Below are 15919 nucleotides of genomic sequence, written 5' to 3'. Positions count from 1 at the left end.
TTCTATTTTGTCTTTATACGTAACTTACTGTAAAATGATAGTAAGCGTTTGCTTCTTTTTTTATGAATGGGGGTAGTTTGTATGAAGTATAGATCGGTTTTTGAAATTATCGGTCCTGTAATGATTGGACCATCATCGTCACATACCGCGGGAGCTGCCCGAATTGGCAGAGTTGCCCGGGATTTATTTGGCCGCCAGCCTGAGTGGGCAAGAATCCATCTTTATGGTTCGTTTGCAGAAACGTATAAAGGCCATGGCACGGATGTTGCGATTATCGGGGGATTATTGGATTATGACACGTTTGATGAAAGAATAAAAACGGCTTTTGAGGATGCTGCAGCTGTCGGCATGACGTTTGAGTTCATTCCGGAAGAGGAAGAAGCTGATCATCCGAATACAGCAAAAATTGTTATTGGCGATAGTCAGGGAGAAATGGAGCTTGTAGGCATTTCAATTGGTGGCGGAACGATGGAAGTTACCGAATTAAATGGTTTCCCGCTTCGTCTTTCGGGCCATTTCCCGGCGCTTCTCGTCGTACATGATGATCGCGCTGGTGTCATCGCAAATGTTTCCAACGCCATCGCTTCGCAAGGCATGAACATTGCCCATATGGAAGTTGGTAGGAAAGAAAAAGGGAAAATGGCACTTATGGTTATCGAAGTCGACCAGATGTTTGATGAAACGCTCATAAATGAATTGAAGTCTTTGCCGAATGTCACGCAAGTTTCGACATTGGCGAATTGAGGAGGGAAATAAAAAATGGAAGTTCTATTCGGCACGGTGAAGGAACTAGTTGCTCTCGCAGAAGAGCAAAATAAACCGATTTCAGAAATTATGATCGAACAAGAAATGCTCATTACAAAACGGTCTCGTGAAGAGATCGTCGCTCAAATGGAAAATAATCTTACTGTCATGGAGAGTGCAGTTGAACAAGGATTGCAAGGCGTGAAATCGACTTCCGGCTTGACTGGTGGGGATGCTGTTCTACTCCAAAATTATATTAAGACCGGCAAATCGCTGTCAGGCGATCTCCTATTAGATGCTGTTAGCAAAGCGGTTGCGACAAACGAAGTGAACGCGGCAATGGGGATGATTTGTGCCACTCCTACAGCAGGAGCAGCAGGAATCGTGCCTGGAACACTTTTCGCAGTTAAAGAGAAATTGAATCCGACTCGCGAACAGATGGTGAATTACTTATTCACTTCTGGTGCATTTGGATTTGTCGTGGCGAATAATGCATCGATTTCAGGGGCTGCAGGAGGATGCCAGGCAGAAACGGGATCGGCTGCTTCAATGGCTGCTGCCGCTATTGTAGAAATGGCGGGAGGGACGCCTCAACAAAGCGCAGAGGCTTTTTCAATCGTTATGAAAAACATGCTTGGCCTCGTCTGCGATCCAGTAGCGGGCCTTGTGGAAGTGCCGTGTGTGAAACGGAATGCGATGGGAGCTGCGAAAGCTCTTGTGGGAGCGGATATGGCTTTGGCAGGAGTTGTCAGCAGGATTCCTACGGATGAAGTGATTGAAGCGATGCATAGAATCGGACAGTCAATGCCTTCCGCACTCAGGGAAACCGCAAAAGGGGGCTTAGCGGCCACGCCTACCGGAAAGGCGCTGGAAGCCCAGATCTTCGGAAAGGACAGAGCGGCACGTGACACTGTCAATTCTTGATCCAGTCACAACACTGAAAGGTGTAGGTAAGGCATCTGCTGAACAATTTCAAAAATTGGGGATTGAAACGATTGAGGAATTGATCAATACTTTTCCATACCGCCATGAAGATTTTAGACTAAAGAATTTGGCTGAAACGCCGCATAATGAACGGGTTACGATTGAAGGAAGGGTCGAAAGTGAGCCTTCCGTTCTTTTTTTAGGAAGGAATAAATCCCGTCTTCAAATTCGGTTGCTTGCGGGCAACCATCTCGTCAAAGCAGTTTTCTTCAATCAACATTACTTGAAGGATCGTCTTTCAATCGGGATGATTGTGACGGTGACCGGTAAATGGGATCGCGGCAGGCAAGTAATCAATGTCAGCAATTTTAGTGAAGGACCGAAAACGGATCATGCAGACTTTGAGCCTGTATACAGCTTGAAAAACGTCATGTATTTAAAGACATTCCGAAAATATATGAGACAGGCACTAGATTTGTATAGCGGAGAAATGGAAGAAGTACTTCCGCTTTCATTGCGGGAAACTTATATGCTGCCGTCCATTGGAGAAGCACTTGAAATGGTTCATTTTCCAAAGTCGCCTAATGATGTAAAACAGGCGCGCAGACGTTTCGTATATGAGGAATTGTTGAAATTTCAGCTGAAGATGGTCGGAATGAAAAAAATCCGGAAAGAGAATGAAAAAGGAACTCCGATTCACTATGATCTTGAACGGTTAAAGGAGTTTATTGCTTCCTTGCCTTTTGAACTTACAAATGCGCAGAAAAAAGTTGTGAATGAACTTTGTGCGGAATTGAAAAGTCCGACGAGGATGAACCGTCTTTTACAAGGCGATGTAGGCTCCGGGAAGACGGTCGTAGCAGCGATCGCTCTATTTGCCGCAATAACAGGAGGATTTCAAGGAGCGCTTATGGCGCCAACGGAAATTCTTGCAGAGCAGCATGCAAATTCCTTATCATCATGGCTTGAACCGTTCGGCGTGAAAGTTGCTTTTCTTTCAGGATCCACGAAGGGCAAGGCGAGAAGGATCATTATCGAAAAATTGCAGAGCGGGGAAATCGATTTGCTGATCGGAACGCACGCATTGATTCAACCGGATGTCAGTTTTTCTAATTTGGGTCTTGTAATTACCGATGAACAGCACCGGTTCGGTGTTGAACAACGGCGTGTGCTAAGGGAAAAAGGGCTAAATCCTGACGTGCTTTTCATGACGGCGACTCCGATACCACGTACGTTGGCAATCACTGCATTTGGGGAAATGGATGTTTCCATCCTTGATGAAATGCCGGCTGGACGAAAAAAAGTCGAGACGTATTGGTTGAAAGAAGAATCTTTATTGCCAGTGCTGCGGAAAATGGAGAAGGAGTTGCAGGCGGGACGGCAATCGTACGTCATTTGTCCATTGATCGAGGAGTCGGATAAGCTCGATGTGCAAAATGCGGTCGACGTCCACTCCCAGCTCACCCACCATTTCGTCGGTCGGTATACGGTTGGCCTTATGCACGGAAGACTTCATCCCGATGAGAAAGACGCGATCATGAGGGACTTTAGTGAAGGGAAAATCGATTGCCTCGTTTCGACGACGGTCGTCGAAGTTGGTGTGAACGTTCCAAATGCGACATTTATGCTCATTTATGACGCCACCCGTTTTGGACTCGCCCAACTCCATCAGTTACGGGGAAGGGTCGGCAGGGGAGCGGACCAATCCTATTGTGTCCTTCTTGCAGATCCGAAAAACGAGGAAGGCAAGGAACGTATGCAGTCGATGACAGAGACGAATGACGGCTTCGTCTTAGCGGAAAAGGACCTTGAGCTCAGAGGCGCAGGTGACTTCTTCGGCAAGAAACAAAGTGGAATGCCTGAATTCAAAATGGCCGACCTCGTGCATGACTACCGTGCATTGGAAACGGCACGTCAAGATGCTGAGAAGATGCTGGCATCCGACAGCTTCTGGACCTCTCCGGAATATAAGTTCCTAAGAGAAGACTTGGAACAATCCGGCGCACTTTCACAGGAACGGATGGATTAAGATTCTTGTTGAATAAGGAGATTAATTATGTTGTTTCCAAATAATATTCGAACTTCTGGTGCCTATGTTTTATATAAGGGTCTCTTTGTATTTCAAGTTGGTCCAACTAAAGGTGGCGACAAACTTGGAGTGGTCAGATTGGGAGGGCATCGAGAAGGTAAAGAAACGGCATTAGATACAGCAAAACGCGAGATTTTTGAAGAAGCTCAGATAAAAATCACTGCTTTTAATCCCGACAAAACATTCTACATCAGTGAGTGGAATGAGGAGCCCATGAAGGTAACTATCAATGATCCGGTATCACCGATTTTAATTAAAGGCAACGAGGAAACTTCTTATTCGATCATGTATCTTGCTAATACATTTGCGATGCCGACACCATCTTCTGAATCAAAAGGATTATTATTGCTTTCTCCAGAGAACGTACAACTTATTTGTAGAAATAAAATAACATTAAGTGAATATCAAAAGATGGATGGAATTTGTATTTTAAAATCAGAGATAGATACTAATTTAATGTTACAACCGTTTCCGCAATTACTCTTTCTTTCACGATTACTAGATGAGGAAAATGATCTAATGGAACAATATATGAATACTTCCTTTTAAAACTAACTGAGAGTTACGTGCAGAAAATTACAGTCGTTATCTAGATTTCAACAATGGGGCGCAATTGCTGAATAAGCAGTTGCGCTCAGCTTTTTACTTTAACAACCATGAAAAAAGATTGTGCAAAGAAATCTTTTTGTTTCCACATACTATTTCGTCAGATTGTAAAACCTTTATTTAGATGTCCTCAAGAAAAACCTTCAGAAAAGGCGACACTCCTGCGGGAAAAGCGCCAGGCGAAGACCCCGCAACGAAGTGAAGTGGAGTGAGGAGGCTGAGGCGTCACCTGCGGAAAGGGAGCCGTTCTGACGATTTTCGGTTTTAGGTTGATTCTCGATTATATCTTTTGTACTTTTCATCTGATTAATGATGAAATATGGTCTTTGAGAGTCTGATAATCGATATTTCAGAACAAAAAAACCAATCAAGGTGATCAATGTTTTGTAGAAATCAATGATGAACTATGATAATATACTGGTATTAGTACCAAGTGCTAATCCGGAAGGGTGAAACGAGTGAGAGTGCCAAAAAGGGAGAGGCAGCGCCAGCTTGAAATGAGCCTCGAACAAAATCCTTTTCTGACAGACGAAGAGTTAGCGAAACAATTTAAAGTAAGCGTTCAGACGATTCGGTTAGACCGATTGGAATGTGGTATCCCGGAATTACGTGAGCGATTGAAAACCGTAGCTGCACGAACGATGGATGCAGAGGTGAAGTCCCTTCAGTCCGATGAAGTGATCGGCGAAATCGTTGATATCGAGTTGGACAAGAGGGCAATTTCCTTATTCGACGTCACTGACGACCATGTCTTTCGAAGAAGTGGAATAGCTCGTGGCCATCATTTATTTGCGCAAGCGAACTCTTTGGCCGTTGCAGTTCTCGATGATGATCTTGCTTTGACAGTCACATCAACGCTCAATTTTTTGAAGCCTGTTAGATCAGGTGATCGCGTCATTGCACGCGCTACTGTGGATAAAGGGCGCTCAAATGAGAAGAGGACCTTTGTCGATGTCGTTTCTACAGTCGAAAACGAGACTGTTTTCACAGGTGAATTCCAGATGTACCAGACTACGAACCACAGTAGGAGGGAATTATAATGATCATTGCTTTAGATGGGATGGGCGGAGATAACGCACCGGGTGAAATCATTGCAGGTGCTCTTCTAAGTCTAGCGGAATTTGAAGATATACATATACATATTTATGGAAATGAAGAAAAGATGGCTCAGTATTTGAAAGAGCATCCACGTTTAAAAGTGATCCATTGTACAGAGAAAATCGAAGCGGAAGATGAGCCGGTTCGTGCAATCAGACGAAAAAAAGATGCCTCAATGGTCAGAATGGCGCAAGCTGTAAAAGACGGCACTGCAGATGCGTGTGTCTCTGCTGGGAATACGGGTGCCCTAATGGCAGCTGGTCTTTTCATCGTCGGACGCATTGAAGGCATCGATCGCCCGGCATTATCGCCAACGTTGCCGACGATTGACGGCCAAGGCTTCGTTTTCTTGGATGTCGGGGCAAATTCAGACGCAAAGCCTGCTCATTTGCAGCAATATGCGATCATGGGCAGCATCTATGCAGAAAAAGTTCGTGGAATTCAAAAACCACGCGTCGGTCTATTGAATATCGGAACTGAAGAAGGCAAAGGAAATGAACTGACGAAAGCAGCATACGATCTTCTTTCGGAAGCCCCAATCCATTTTGTCGGCAATGTCGAATCAAGGGATATTTTGAGTGGGCCGGCAGATGTTATAGTAACTGACGGATTTACAGGAAATATGGTATTGAAAACGATTGAAGGAACAGCTCTCGGATTCTTTTCGATGCTGAAAGAAGTATATGGAGCATCATTGAAGTCGAAGCTGTCTGCGGCAATGGTGAAAGATGGCCTCAGAGGTTTGAAAAAGAAAATGGACTACACGGAGTATGGCGGAGCAGGATTGTTCGGTTTAAATTCTCCAGTTATAAAAGCACACGGCTCCTCGAATGCCAATGCGATATTAAACGCAATTAGACAAGCGAGGACTATGGTCGAATTCGATGTGTGCGGAACAATTAGAAGGACAGTTGGAAAGGTGGAAGCGGAATGACGAAAGTAGCGTTTATATTCCCGGGGCAAGGTTCGCAATCAGTAGGAATGGGAGCGGAGCTTTTCAATAGTGGGGGTAATTTCCTTGAACGAGCAGATGAAGTTTTGCAGTTTGGCTTAAGCCGCTTAATTACAGAAGGTCCCCAAGAGGAGTTGACATTGACGTATAATGCACAGCCTGCCCTATTGACAGTCGGCGCAATGATCGCTTCAAAGCTTGCGGAAGCAGGCATTACACCTGACTATACGGCAGGTCACAGTCTTGGTGAATATACTGCACTTGTCGCTTCGGGAGTACTGTCATTCGAAGATGGCGTGTCGGTCGTTCATAAACGCGGCCTCTTCATGAATGATGCAGTTCCTGCGGGAGAGGGTGCAATGGCAGCCATTCTTGGATTGGATGGCGAAAAGCTTCAAGAAGTGACGGATTCAATAACGGCAGAAGGAAATCCTGTCCAACCAGCAAACTTGAATTGCCCAGGGCAAATTGTCATTTCTGGCACGAAAGCAGGCGTCGAAAAAGCTTGCGTGGAACTTAAAGAAGCTGGAGCGAAAAGAGCGATTCCTCTCGATGTGAGCGGACCTTTCCATTCATCCCTCATGAAGCCTGCAGCAGAACGTCTGAAAAAAGCTTTGGGTGAAGTGGAAATGAAAGATGCCTCCATTCCTGTCGTAGCAAATGTAAATGCAGAAACAGTTTCCGATCGCGAGGAGATCAAACAGTTGCTTGTCGAACAATTATACTCTCCGGTCCGTTGGGAAGATTCTGTCCGTGAGTTGATCAACCTTGGAGTCACACATTTCATCGAATGTGGTCCTGGAAAAGTTCTCAGTGGACTTGTAAAGAAAATCGATAGATCAGTTACTGTGTTGCCTGTCTTCGACGAAGAGACATTACAAGCAGTCATCGATGCAGCGAAAGGGTGGGAATGATGGGTAGATTTGATGGGAAAACGGCGATCGTTACAGGCGCTTCAAGAGGAATCGGTCGCGAGATTGCGATTCTGCTAGGTAAAGAAGGCGCCCGTGTAGCGGTCAATTACAGTGGCAGTCAAGAAAAAGCTGAAGAAGTCGTTGGATTGATCAAACAATCCGGTGGAGACGCATTTGCCATTCAAGCAAACGTTTCAGATGCTGAGCAAGTGAAACAAATGATCGACGAGACATTGAAAACATTCGGTTCGATTGATATGCTCGTAAATAATGCGGGAATCACACGTGATAATTTATTAATGCGCATGAAGGAAGACGAATGGGATGATGTCATCAACATCAATTTGAAAGGTGTCTTCCTCTGTACAAAAGCTGTGACACGCCAAATGATGAAACAGCGTACCGGTAAGATTGTCAACCTTGCATCGATCGTAGGTGTCATCGGTAATCCGGGACAAGCAAATTACGTCGCTGCAAAAGCCGGCGTGATCGGCTTGACCAAGACGACAGCAAGAGAGCTTGCATCAAGGAATATTACCGTAAACGCAGTCGCTCCAGGTTTCATTACAACCGATATGACTGACGCTCTTCCAGAAGACGTAAAAGAACAAATGCTAGCGACGATTCCTTTAGGAAAACTAGGATCAGCAGAAGACGTAGCAGGCGCAGTAGCATTCCTATTATCGAATGATGCAAACTATATTACCGGCCAGACTATAAACGTCGATGGTGGAATGGTGATGTAAGTTTTCCGCATTTCTAGTGTCCAGCTTCGGGCGCTAGCCTCTCGAGTCGCTTCGGTCTTGAAGTAAAAAGGCAAAAAGCGCCTTTTGTTCAAGTCCTCCAGCGCTTGTCGAGGCTAAGCAAGCGCCCTACGCATTTCATTGAGAGGAGGTGACTATGTTGTCAGTACTTGAACGTGTAACGAAAGTGGTTGTCGACCGTCTTGGTGTCGATGAGAGCGAAGTGAAACCTGAAGCTTCTTTCAAAGACGATCTCGGCGCAGACTCTTTGGATGTCGTTGAGCTAGTTATGGAATTAGAAGATGAATTCGATATGGAAATTTCCGATGACGATGCTGAAAAGATCGGAACTGTCGGTGATGCAGTAAAATATATCGAAGAAAAAGTTAACTAATTTTAGTTGTATTCCGAAAAACGGGCGCGTAATTATATGACGTATTTCCCTTGAGATGCTTTCAACCTTTCTTTTGATACGAAAGGAATGAAAGTATCTCTTTTCGGTTTTGCATGTATGGCACGAACAATGTAAAATTAAATGGACTATGAACTGAAAGGCAGAATCTTAATGACAAATAAACGGAATGTAAAAAGTAAATATCCTACAGTCCCTCTTCCAAGCGAGGTGCGTAAAAAATTCGAAGATCTACAACAGCGTCTCGACATCCAATTTAAAGACGTATCCCTTCTTTACAATGCATTCACTCATTCGTCCTATGTCAATGAGCACCGCAGAAAAAACTTCACGGATAACGAAAGGCTCGAATTCCTCGGAGATGCCGTACTGGAGCTCGGTGTGTCACGTTTCCTTTATGCGACTGAACCAAATATGAGTGAAGGTGAGTTGACAAAATTACGGGCTGCCATTGTTTGTGAACCTTCCCTCGTCAAGTTTTCGAATGAACTCCATTTTGGTGATTTCATTTTACTCGGCAAAGGTGAAGAGCAGACTGGCGGCAGATTACGGCCCGCGTTGCTTGCGGACGTATTTGAAGCATATATTGGCGCTTTGTTTTTGGATCAAGGGATGGAGCCAGTCACCCAATTCCTTGAAAAGGTTGTATTCCCGAAAATCGGGGACGGTGCTTTTTCGCATGTGATGGATTATAAAAGCCGCTTGCAGGAAATCGTCCAACAGACGAACAGCGGTAGCTTGAACTATGAAATTGTCGAAGAGAAAGGTCCTGCGCATGCGAAAAAGTTTGTCACTGTCGTTAGATTGGAAAATCGTGAACTAGGGACCGGAATCGGTAGGTCTAAAAAAGAAGCCGAGCAGGAAGCGGCCCGTCAAGCCATTCAAGTATTAAAAGGTAATGAGGCCGAAGGAGAGAACTGATTGTGTTTCTGAAGAGAGTTGAAATTGTTGGGTTCAAATCATTCGCCGAACGGATAGGTATCGATTTCGTTCCAGGTGTTACAGCCATTGTAGGTCCGAATGGTAGTGGAAAGAGCAATATAACCGATGCAATCCGTTGGGTTCTCGGTGAACAATCGGCCAAATCCCTTCGGGGTGCAAAGATGGAAGATGTCATTTTTGCAGGAAGTGATTCTCGGAAGCCGCTTAATTATGCGGAAGTGACGCTCATTCTCGATAATTCGAATGGCCTATTCCCGCTTGATTACACAGAAATCAGCGTGAGTCGCCGAGTCTTCCGTTCAGGAGAAAGCAATTATTTATTGAATGGACAACAATGTCGATTGAAAGATATTAATGATGTTTTCATGGATTCCGGGTTAGGGAAAGAAGCGTTTTCAATCATTTCCCAAGGACGGGTAGACGAGATACTCAACAGCCGGCCGGAAGATAGACGAAGTATATTTGATGAGGCAGCAGGCGTGTTGAAATATAAAACACGCAAAAGGAAAGCAGAACATAAGCTTTTCGAAACAGAAGACAATTTAGATCGTGTTCTTGATATTCTCAAGGAATTGGATACAAGAATCGGCCCTCTTGAAAAGAATGCCGAAGCGGCCGAAAAACATCAGTTGCTTGCCGCGGAAATTAGAGAAGCCGATGTCCGCCTTCTAAATTACGATGGAGCGAAATTGCGTGAAGAAATAATTGCGAAAACGAGCCTGATCGAGGAAAAGCGAGCGGAGCGCGATCGATTGGTTGCGGAAATATCAAAGGCTGAACAAGAGTCCAATGCGCATAAGCTGCATTTGACCCAAGCTGACCGAAATATTGAAACGCTTCAAAAGCAATTAGTGGAAATCAGTGCTGAGTCCGAAAAATGGGAAGGACGCCGTCTTTTATCACTTGAAAAGCAGAAAAATTCTGAGCAGCAATTGAAGCGGATTCGACAAGAATTAGCCGAAGCTAAAAAAAATAAAGAAGACCTTGTTGTCAAATTGGCTGCTGCAAAAGAGAAATTGGCCATGACAGGATCAGAATTGGAAAAGATTAATTCGGAGATAAACGAAATTGCTCAAATCCTGAAAAGGTCGGCAAAAGAGACCGAAAAAGAAATCGATGAGTTGAAGTCAACCTATATCGAAATGCTGAACGAAGAAGCGACAATTCGGAATGATTTAAAGCATATCGAGGAACGGATGCAAGGTGAAAAAACTTCTTCTGTCCGAATTTCAGAACAAACTTCCGTATTGAAAAGCAGACTTCAAGAGATGAAGGCAAAAAGGTCTATCCAATCGGTTGAGCTCTCCTCTTTGCAAGAGAAGAAGGAGAAAGCAGAGGCTGCGTTCAAGCGGTCTGAAACGCTTTATCGCGAAGCTGAAGAGGAATTGACAATCCAGCAGCAATTCATGCAAAATGCGATGAACAAGCAGTCTGAAATGCAAGGAAGGCTGCGTGTGCTTCAAAGTTTGGAAGCTGATTTTTCAGGCTTCTATTCAGGTGTCAAAGCTGTCCTGATAGCGGCTAAGGAAGGAAGACTGCGCGGCGTAGATGGAGCAGTTGCAGAGCTGATCACAGTTGGAGATTCCCATATAAAAGCGATTGAAACTGCTTTGGGCGGCGCGATGCAGCATATCGTCACGTCGACGGAGGCGGAGGCACGGAATGCGATCGGTTATTTAAAACAGAAAAACGCTGGTCGTGCGACATTTTTGCCGCGTGATGTCATAAAGTCTAGGAAACTTCCAATTGCATCCCTACGTATTGTAGAGCAGCATCCCGAATTCGTCGGGACAGCTGATCAGCTTGTGCAGACAGACGAAGTGTTTTCCGTCATCGCGGAAAACTTACTCGGAATGACAATTGTTGCTAAAACATTGGCTGGAGCTTCCGCTATCGCCAAATTGCTAGGATATAAATTCCGGATTGTCACACTAGACGGAGATGTCGTGAATGCCGGTGGTTCCCTCACTGGCGGAGGAGCGAAAGGGCAGTCGACCGTATTTTCACGAAAAGCGGAATTGGAGACGCTAAGCACACAACTTTCAAAAATGACCGCCTCGATTAAAACGGCTACTAGCAAAATCGGCAATTCGAAAATGTCTGTCGCGCAGCATATGCATGATACGGAGAGGTATCGGCAACTGCGGGATGCAACTCGACAAGAAATGATTGCGATAGAATCCGTCATTCGGGAACTAGATATGGAAATCAGAACAATCGAGTCGGAAATCTCGTTAGCCGAAAAAGGAATTGAAGGCTCGGAAAGCGTTGGGGCAGAACTCCAAAATAGGAAAAAGGAATTGCTCGAACGGCATGAATACATCAAGTCATCTTTGGACTCCACGCAGAAGGAAGTTGAAACACTCGAGCGTTTGGCTGCGGATCGGCGGAATGAAGAAACAGCCTTGATGACTAAAAATAGCGAGCTCCGGGAGCAGGCTGCCATCCTTCGTGAACAGAAAGGACATCAACAGTCTACGATTACAGAGATGGAGCACTCGCTAAGCCAATTGGAACATAAAATGGCCAATTTGGAATCCGACCAAGAATTATACGCCGAGCGAGAATTAGGTATCGATCTCACACCAGAAGAAATAGCTGCACAAATAGATCGATCGACGAGAGAGAAGTCGACGATCGAGCAATCATTATCTGAAGAACGGGACAATAGGAATCAACTAGCCACTGTACTCGAAAAGCAGGAAGACCTTTTAAAACGTCTACGTCTCGAGGAAGGGAAGGCGGTCTCTTCGTTAAATGAAATAAATGTTGCAGCTTCACGTCTGGAAGTGAAATATGAATCCATCACAAATCGCTTATTGGACGATTATGGCCTTTATCCTGATTTTGATTCAGAAAGTGATTTTGATGTGGACGTCACACGTAAACGTGTCGAGGAATTAAAAAGCGAAATCGAGTCTCTCGGTTCAGTAAATCCTAGTGCGATACAAGAATTCAAAGAAGTGTCGGAGCGTCACGCATTTTTGACAGAGCAACGAAACGACCTGCTAGAAGCGAAAAACACATTGAATGAAGCGATGTCAGAAATGGACCGTGAAATGGAAATGCGATTCGGTACGACGTTCAATGCAGTACGGAATCGATTCCATTCTGTTTTCAAGGAAATGTTCGGTGGCGGGGATGCAGATCTGATTCTTACTCAGCCTGACAACTTATTGGAAACGGGAGTTGAAATCGTCGCAAGGCCGCCTGGTAAAAAGTTGCAGAATTTGAGTCTGTTATCAGGTGGTGAAAGAGCGCTCACTGCGATTACTTTGCTGTTCTCAATTATTGAAGTGCGTCCTGTTCCATTCTGCATTTTGGATGAAGTTGAAGCTGCGCTCGACGAAGCGAATGTCATCCGGTACAGTAAGTACTTGAAGAAGTTCTCGGATAATACCCAATTCATCGTCATCACCCATCGAAAAGGGACGATGGAAGGGGCCGATGTCCTGTATGGAATTACGATGCAGGAGTCAGGAGTCTCGAAATTGATTTCGGTCAAGCTTTCCGAAGTTCCTGCTGAAGTGTTAGGGTAAGTATTGACAGAAACGATAAAAGGAGAGAATCGGATTGGCTTTTTTTAAGAAACTGAAAGAGAAAATCACAGGCACAAATGAAACGGTTACAGAAAAATTTAAAGAAGGTCTGTCGAAAACTCGAAATTCATTCACCTCAAAGGTGAACGACCTTGTAGCACGTTTCCGTGAAGTGGATGAGGAGTTTTTCGAAGAGCTTGAGGAACTGTTATTACAGGCGGATGTTGGCGTTGAAACGGTTATGGAACTCGTCGATCAATTACGTTGGGAAGTTCAACGGAAAAATATAAAAAATACTGAAGGCATCCAATCAGTCATCTCTGAAAAGCTTGTGGAAATCTATAAAGATGGCGAAGAGCTCGACACCGACTTGAATATGCAAGATGACTTGACTGTCATTCTCATGGTAGGCGTCAACGGTGTAGGAAAAACAACGACCATTGGGAAGCTTGCAGCGCGCCTGAAAGATGAAGGAAAGACTGTCATGCTTGCGGCTGGGGATACATTCCGGGCAGGAGCGATTGATCAGCTAGTCGTCTGGGGCGAGCGCGTTGGTGTTGAAGTGATTAGACAATCGGAAGGATCTGACCCTGCAGCTGTTATGTACGACGCCATTCGTGCAGCAAAAAGCCGTAAAGTGGACGTATTGATTTGTGATACTGCCGGCAGATTGCAAAACAAAGTGAACTTGATGAATGAACTCGAGAAAGTTCACCGAGTAATTGGCAAGGAAATCGAAGGAGCGCCACACGAGGTCCTTCTCGCACTTGATGCGACGACTGGGCAAAATGCATTGATTCAGGCCCAAACGTTCAAAGAGGCGACGAACGTGACCGGAATCGTCCTCACGAAGCTTGACGGGACGGCGAAAGGCGGTATTGTATTAGCGATTCGCAATAAACTTAATATCCCGGTCAAATTTGTCGGTCTTGGCGAGGGCATGGACGATTTGCAGCCGTTTGATCCGGAAAAATATGTATACGGACTCTTCGCAGACGGACTGGAAAAAGAAGCGGAAGAATAACTTTTCCATCTTTACAGTCGAGCCTAGGAAGGCAACTGCTCGGGTCGCTTCGGTCAGGAGATAAAGGCAAAAAGCGCCTTTATTTCCCGACCTCCACCGCCTGTCGCAGTTAAACGCCTTCCTCTGCATCCTATTTATCAAGTAAATATACTTGACAGTTCAATTCCCGCATACTAAGATTAGCAGAGGGGGCGAAGCGAAATGCTTGAAAAAACGACTCGCGTCAACTTCCTCTATGATTTCTATCAGACACTGTTGACCGAAAAACAAAGGGTTTACATGCAACTCTACTATCTCGACGACCTATCTCTCGGCGAGATCGCCGAAGAATACGGAGTGTCGAGGCAAGCTGTCTATGACAATGTCAGAAGAACGGAAGCTATGCTGGAAGATTATGAAGAAAAACTGAAGCTGTTCTCCAAATTCCGAAAGCGGATGGAGATTATCGATAAGCTGGAAGAGCTTGTGCTCGGAGATGATGAAGCATCCAATGAAGTTCGTGTTTTATTGAACTCATTGAAAGATCATGAATAGGGGGTTCTATGCATGGCATTTGAAGGTTTGGCCCAGCGCCTGCAAGGGACGCTTCAAAAAATAAAGGGCAAAGGTAAAATCAGTGAGGCCGACGTCAAGGAAATGATGCGTGAAGTGCGATTTGCACTTATTGAAGCCGACGTCAACTTGAAAGTCGTAAAAGAATTCATTAAGACGGTCAGTGAACGTGCTGTCGGTCAAGACGTCATGAAGAGTCTGACACCCGGCCAGCAAGTCGTAAAAATCGTTAAGGACGAATTGACGAACTTAATGGGCGGAGAGCAAAACCCGATCCAATTTGCAAGGAAAGCCCCAACGGTTATTATGATGGTTGGTTTGCAAGGGGCGGGGAAAACGACGACAACTGGGAAGCTCGCGACAGTCCTTCGTAAGCGCCATAATAAGAAGCCGCTCCTTGTGGCGGCGGACGTTTATCGTCCAGCAGCGATCCAGCAATTGGAAACGCTCGGTAAACAATTGACGTTGCCCGTCTTTTCATTAGGGACGGATGTCTCCCCGGTTGAAATTGCGCGCCAAGCGCTAGCAGAAGCCGAAAAGGAACATCATGACGTCGTCATCATCGATACGGCGGGACGTTTGCATGTCGATGAAAACCTTATGCAGGAATTGAAGGATATCCGTGAACTGAGCAAACCCGACGAAGTATTCCTCGTCGTTGATGCGATGACAGGGCAGGATGCTGTCAATGTAGCAAAATCATTTGACGAAGCAATCGGCATCACGGGAGTCGTCTTGACTAAACTAGACGGAGATACACGTGGCGGTGCTGCATTATCCATTCGTTCCGTTACGCAAAAGCCGATTAAATTCGTCGGTATGGGTGAAAAGATGGACGCTTTGGAACCGTTCCATCCTGAGCGGATGGCCTCCCGTATTTTAGGGATGGGCGACGTCATGTCTTTGATCGAAAAGGCGCAGGAGAGTGTCGATGAAGAGAAGGCGAAGGAGCTTGAACAAAAATTCCGGACGCAAACATTTACGCTCGACGACTTTTTGGATCAGCTCCAGCAAGTGAAAAAGATGGGTCCTCTTGATGAAATATTGAAGATGATGCCTGGGATGAATAAAATCAAAGGGCTTGAAAATGCCCAAGTTGATGAAAGCCAGATGGGACGCGTAGAAGCAGTCATCCGTTCGATGACAATTGCAGAACGTACAACACCTGAAATCATTAATGCGAACAGACGCAAGCGGATTGCAAAAGGTTCGGGAACATCCATTCAAGAAGTAAACCGTCTATTGAAGCAATTCGAAGATATGAAGAAAATGGTCAAACAAATGACCAACATGCAGCAAAAGGGTAAAAAGAAAATGAAAATGCCCGGTTTCGACTCTTTATTCAGATGAAAACGGGGAATTCTAGCGGAATTTTAGGGT

The 15919-nt window shown here is 45.1% G+C and carries 14 protein-coding genes; all 14 read left to right on the top strand.

All coding sequences use genetic code 11. From position 1 onward, the window contains the following. Positions 1 to 81 precede the first annotated feature (81 nt). The 14 genes from sdaAB to ffh all read left to right on the top strand — a co-directional run bounded on the left by sdaAB (position 82) and on the right by ffh (position 15889). A complete protein-coding gene (gene sdaAB, locus AC0L13_RS11365) occupies positions 82 to 744 on the top strand; it encodes an L-serine ammonia-lyase, iron-sulfur-dependent subunit beta (protein WP_381443297.1) in 663 nt (220 codons plus the stop codon). 15 nt (positions 745 to 759) lie between these two features. Next, on the top strand, positions 760 to 1668 hold the full coding sequence (sdaAA, locus tag AC0L13_RS11360; RefSeq protein WP_473639643.1) for an L-serine ammonia-lyase, iron-sulfur-dependent, subunit alpha: 909 nt from the start codon (positions 760 to 762) through the stop codon (positions 1666 to 1668). Then, the gene (gene recG, locus AC0L13_RS11355; protein WP_473639641.1) at positions 1649 to 3697 is read left to right on the top strand and encodes an ATP-dependent DNA helicase RecG; all 2049 of its coding nucleotides are present in this window, start codon (positions 1649 to 1651) and stop codon (positions 3695 to 3697) included. Before sdaAA ends, recG begins: the two co-directional genes overlap by 20 nt. A gap of 24 nt (positions 3698 to 3721) precedes the next feature. After that, entirely contained in the window at positions 3722 to 4306 is a 585-nt protein-coding gene (locus AC0L13_RS11350; RefSeq protein ID WP_473646965.1) for an NUDIX hydrolase, read from the top strand. Positions 4307 to 4821: 515 nt separating this feature from the next. Beyond that, complete coding sequence (fapR, locus tag AC0L13_RS11345; protein WP_473639639.1) at positions 4822 to 5403, top strand: transcription factor FapR; 582 nt, start codon at positions 4822 to 4824, stop codon at positions 5401 to 5403. Beyond that, positions 5403 to 6395: a phosphate acyltransferase PlsX gene (gene plsX / locus AC0L13_RS11340; RefSeq protein WP_473639637.1), complete on the top strand. Its 993-nt coding sequence runs from the start codon at positions 5403 to 5405 to the stop codon at positions 6393 to 6395. The genes fapR and plsX overlap by 1 nt, the downstream gene beginning before the upstream one ends. Next, on the top strand, positions 6392 to 7327 hold the full coding sequence (gene fabD / locus AC0L13_RS11335; protein ID WP_473639635.1) for an ACP S-malonyltransferase: 936 nt from the start codon (positions 6392 to 6394) through the stop codon (positions 7325 to 7327). The genes plsX and fabD overlap by 4 nt, the downstream gene beginning before the upstream one ends. After that, entirely contained in the window at positions 7327 to 8073 is a 747-nt protein-coding gene (fabG, locus tag AC0L13_RS11330; protein ID WP_473639633.1) for a 3-oxoacyl-[acyl-carrier-protein] reductase, read from the top strand. Before fabD ends, fabG begins: the two co-directional genes overlap by 1 nt. Before the next feature lie 154 nt (positions 8074 to 8227). Next, positions 8228 to 8464: an acyl carrier protein gene (locus tag AC0L13_RS11325; protein WP_060209057.1), complete on the top strand. Its 237-nt coding sequence runs from the start codon at positions 8228 to 8230 to the stop codon at positions 8462 to 8464. Between the two features lie 171 nt (positions 8465 to 8635). After that, positions 8636 to 9403: a ribonuclease III gene (gene rnc / locus AC0L13_RS11320; protein WP_473639631.1), complete on the top strand. Its 768-nt coding sequence runs from the start codon at positions 8636 to 8638 to the stop codon at positions 9401 to 9403. 2 nt (positions 9404 to 9405) lie between these two features. After that, positions 9406 to 12963, top strand: a complete 3558-nt coding sequence (smc, locus tag AC0L13_RS11315) for a chromosome segregation protein SMC (protein WP_473639629.1) — start codon at positions 9406 to 9408, stop codon at positions 12961 to 12963. Between the two features lie 34 nt (positions 12964 to 12997). After that, on the top strand, positions 12998 to 13987 hold the full coding sequence (gene ftsY, locus AC0L13_RS11310) for a signal recognition particle-docking protein FtsY (RefSeq protein WP_473639627.1): 990 nt from the start codon (positions 12998 to 13000) through the stop codon (positions 13985 to 13987). A gap of 201 nt (positions 13988 to 14188) precedes the next feature. Next, positions 14189 to 14521 (top strand): putative DNA-binding protein, encoded by a 333-nt coding sequence (locus AC0L13_RS11305; RefSeq protein ID WP_473639625.1) that lies wholly within the window; start codon positions 14189 to 14191, stop codon positions 14519 to 14521. 12 nt (positions 14522 to 14533) lie between these two features. After that, a complete protein-coding gene (gene ffh / locus AC0L13_RS11300; RefSeq protein WP_473639623.1) occupies positions 14534 to 15889 on the top strand; it encodes a signal recognition particle protein in 1356 nt (451 codons plus the stop codon). Positions 15890 to 15919 lie beyond the last annotated feature (30 nt).

The sequence above is a fragment of the Sporosarcina sp. QA0331 genome (assembly GCF_055808055.1).
The sequence above is the reverse complement of the archived record's forward strand: the minus strand, read 5'-3'. Positions and strand labels throughout refer to the sequence as shown.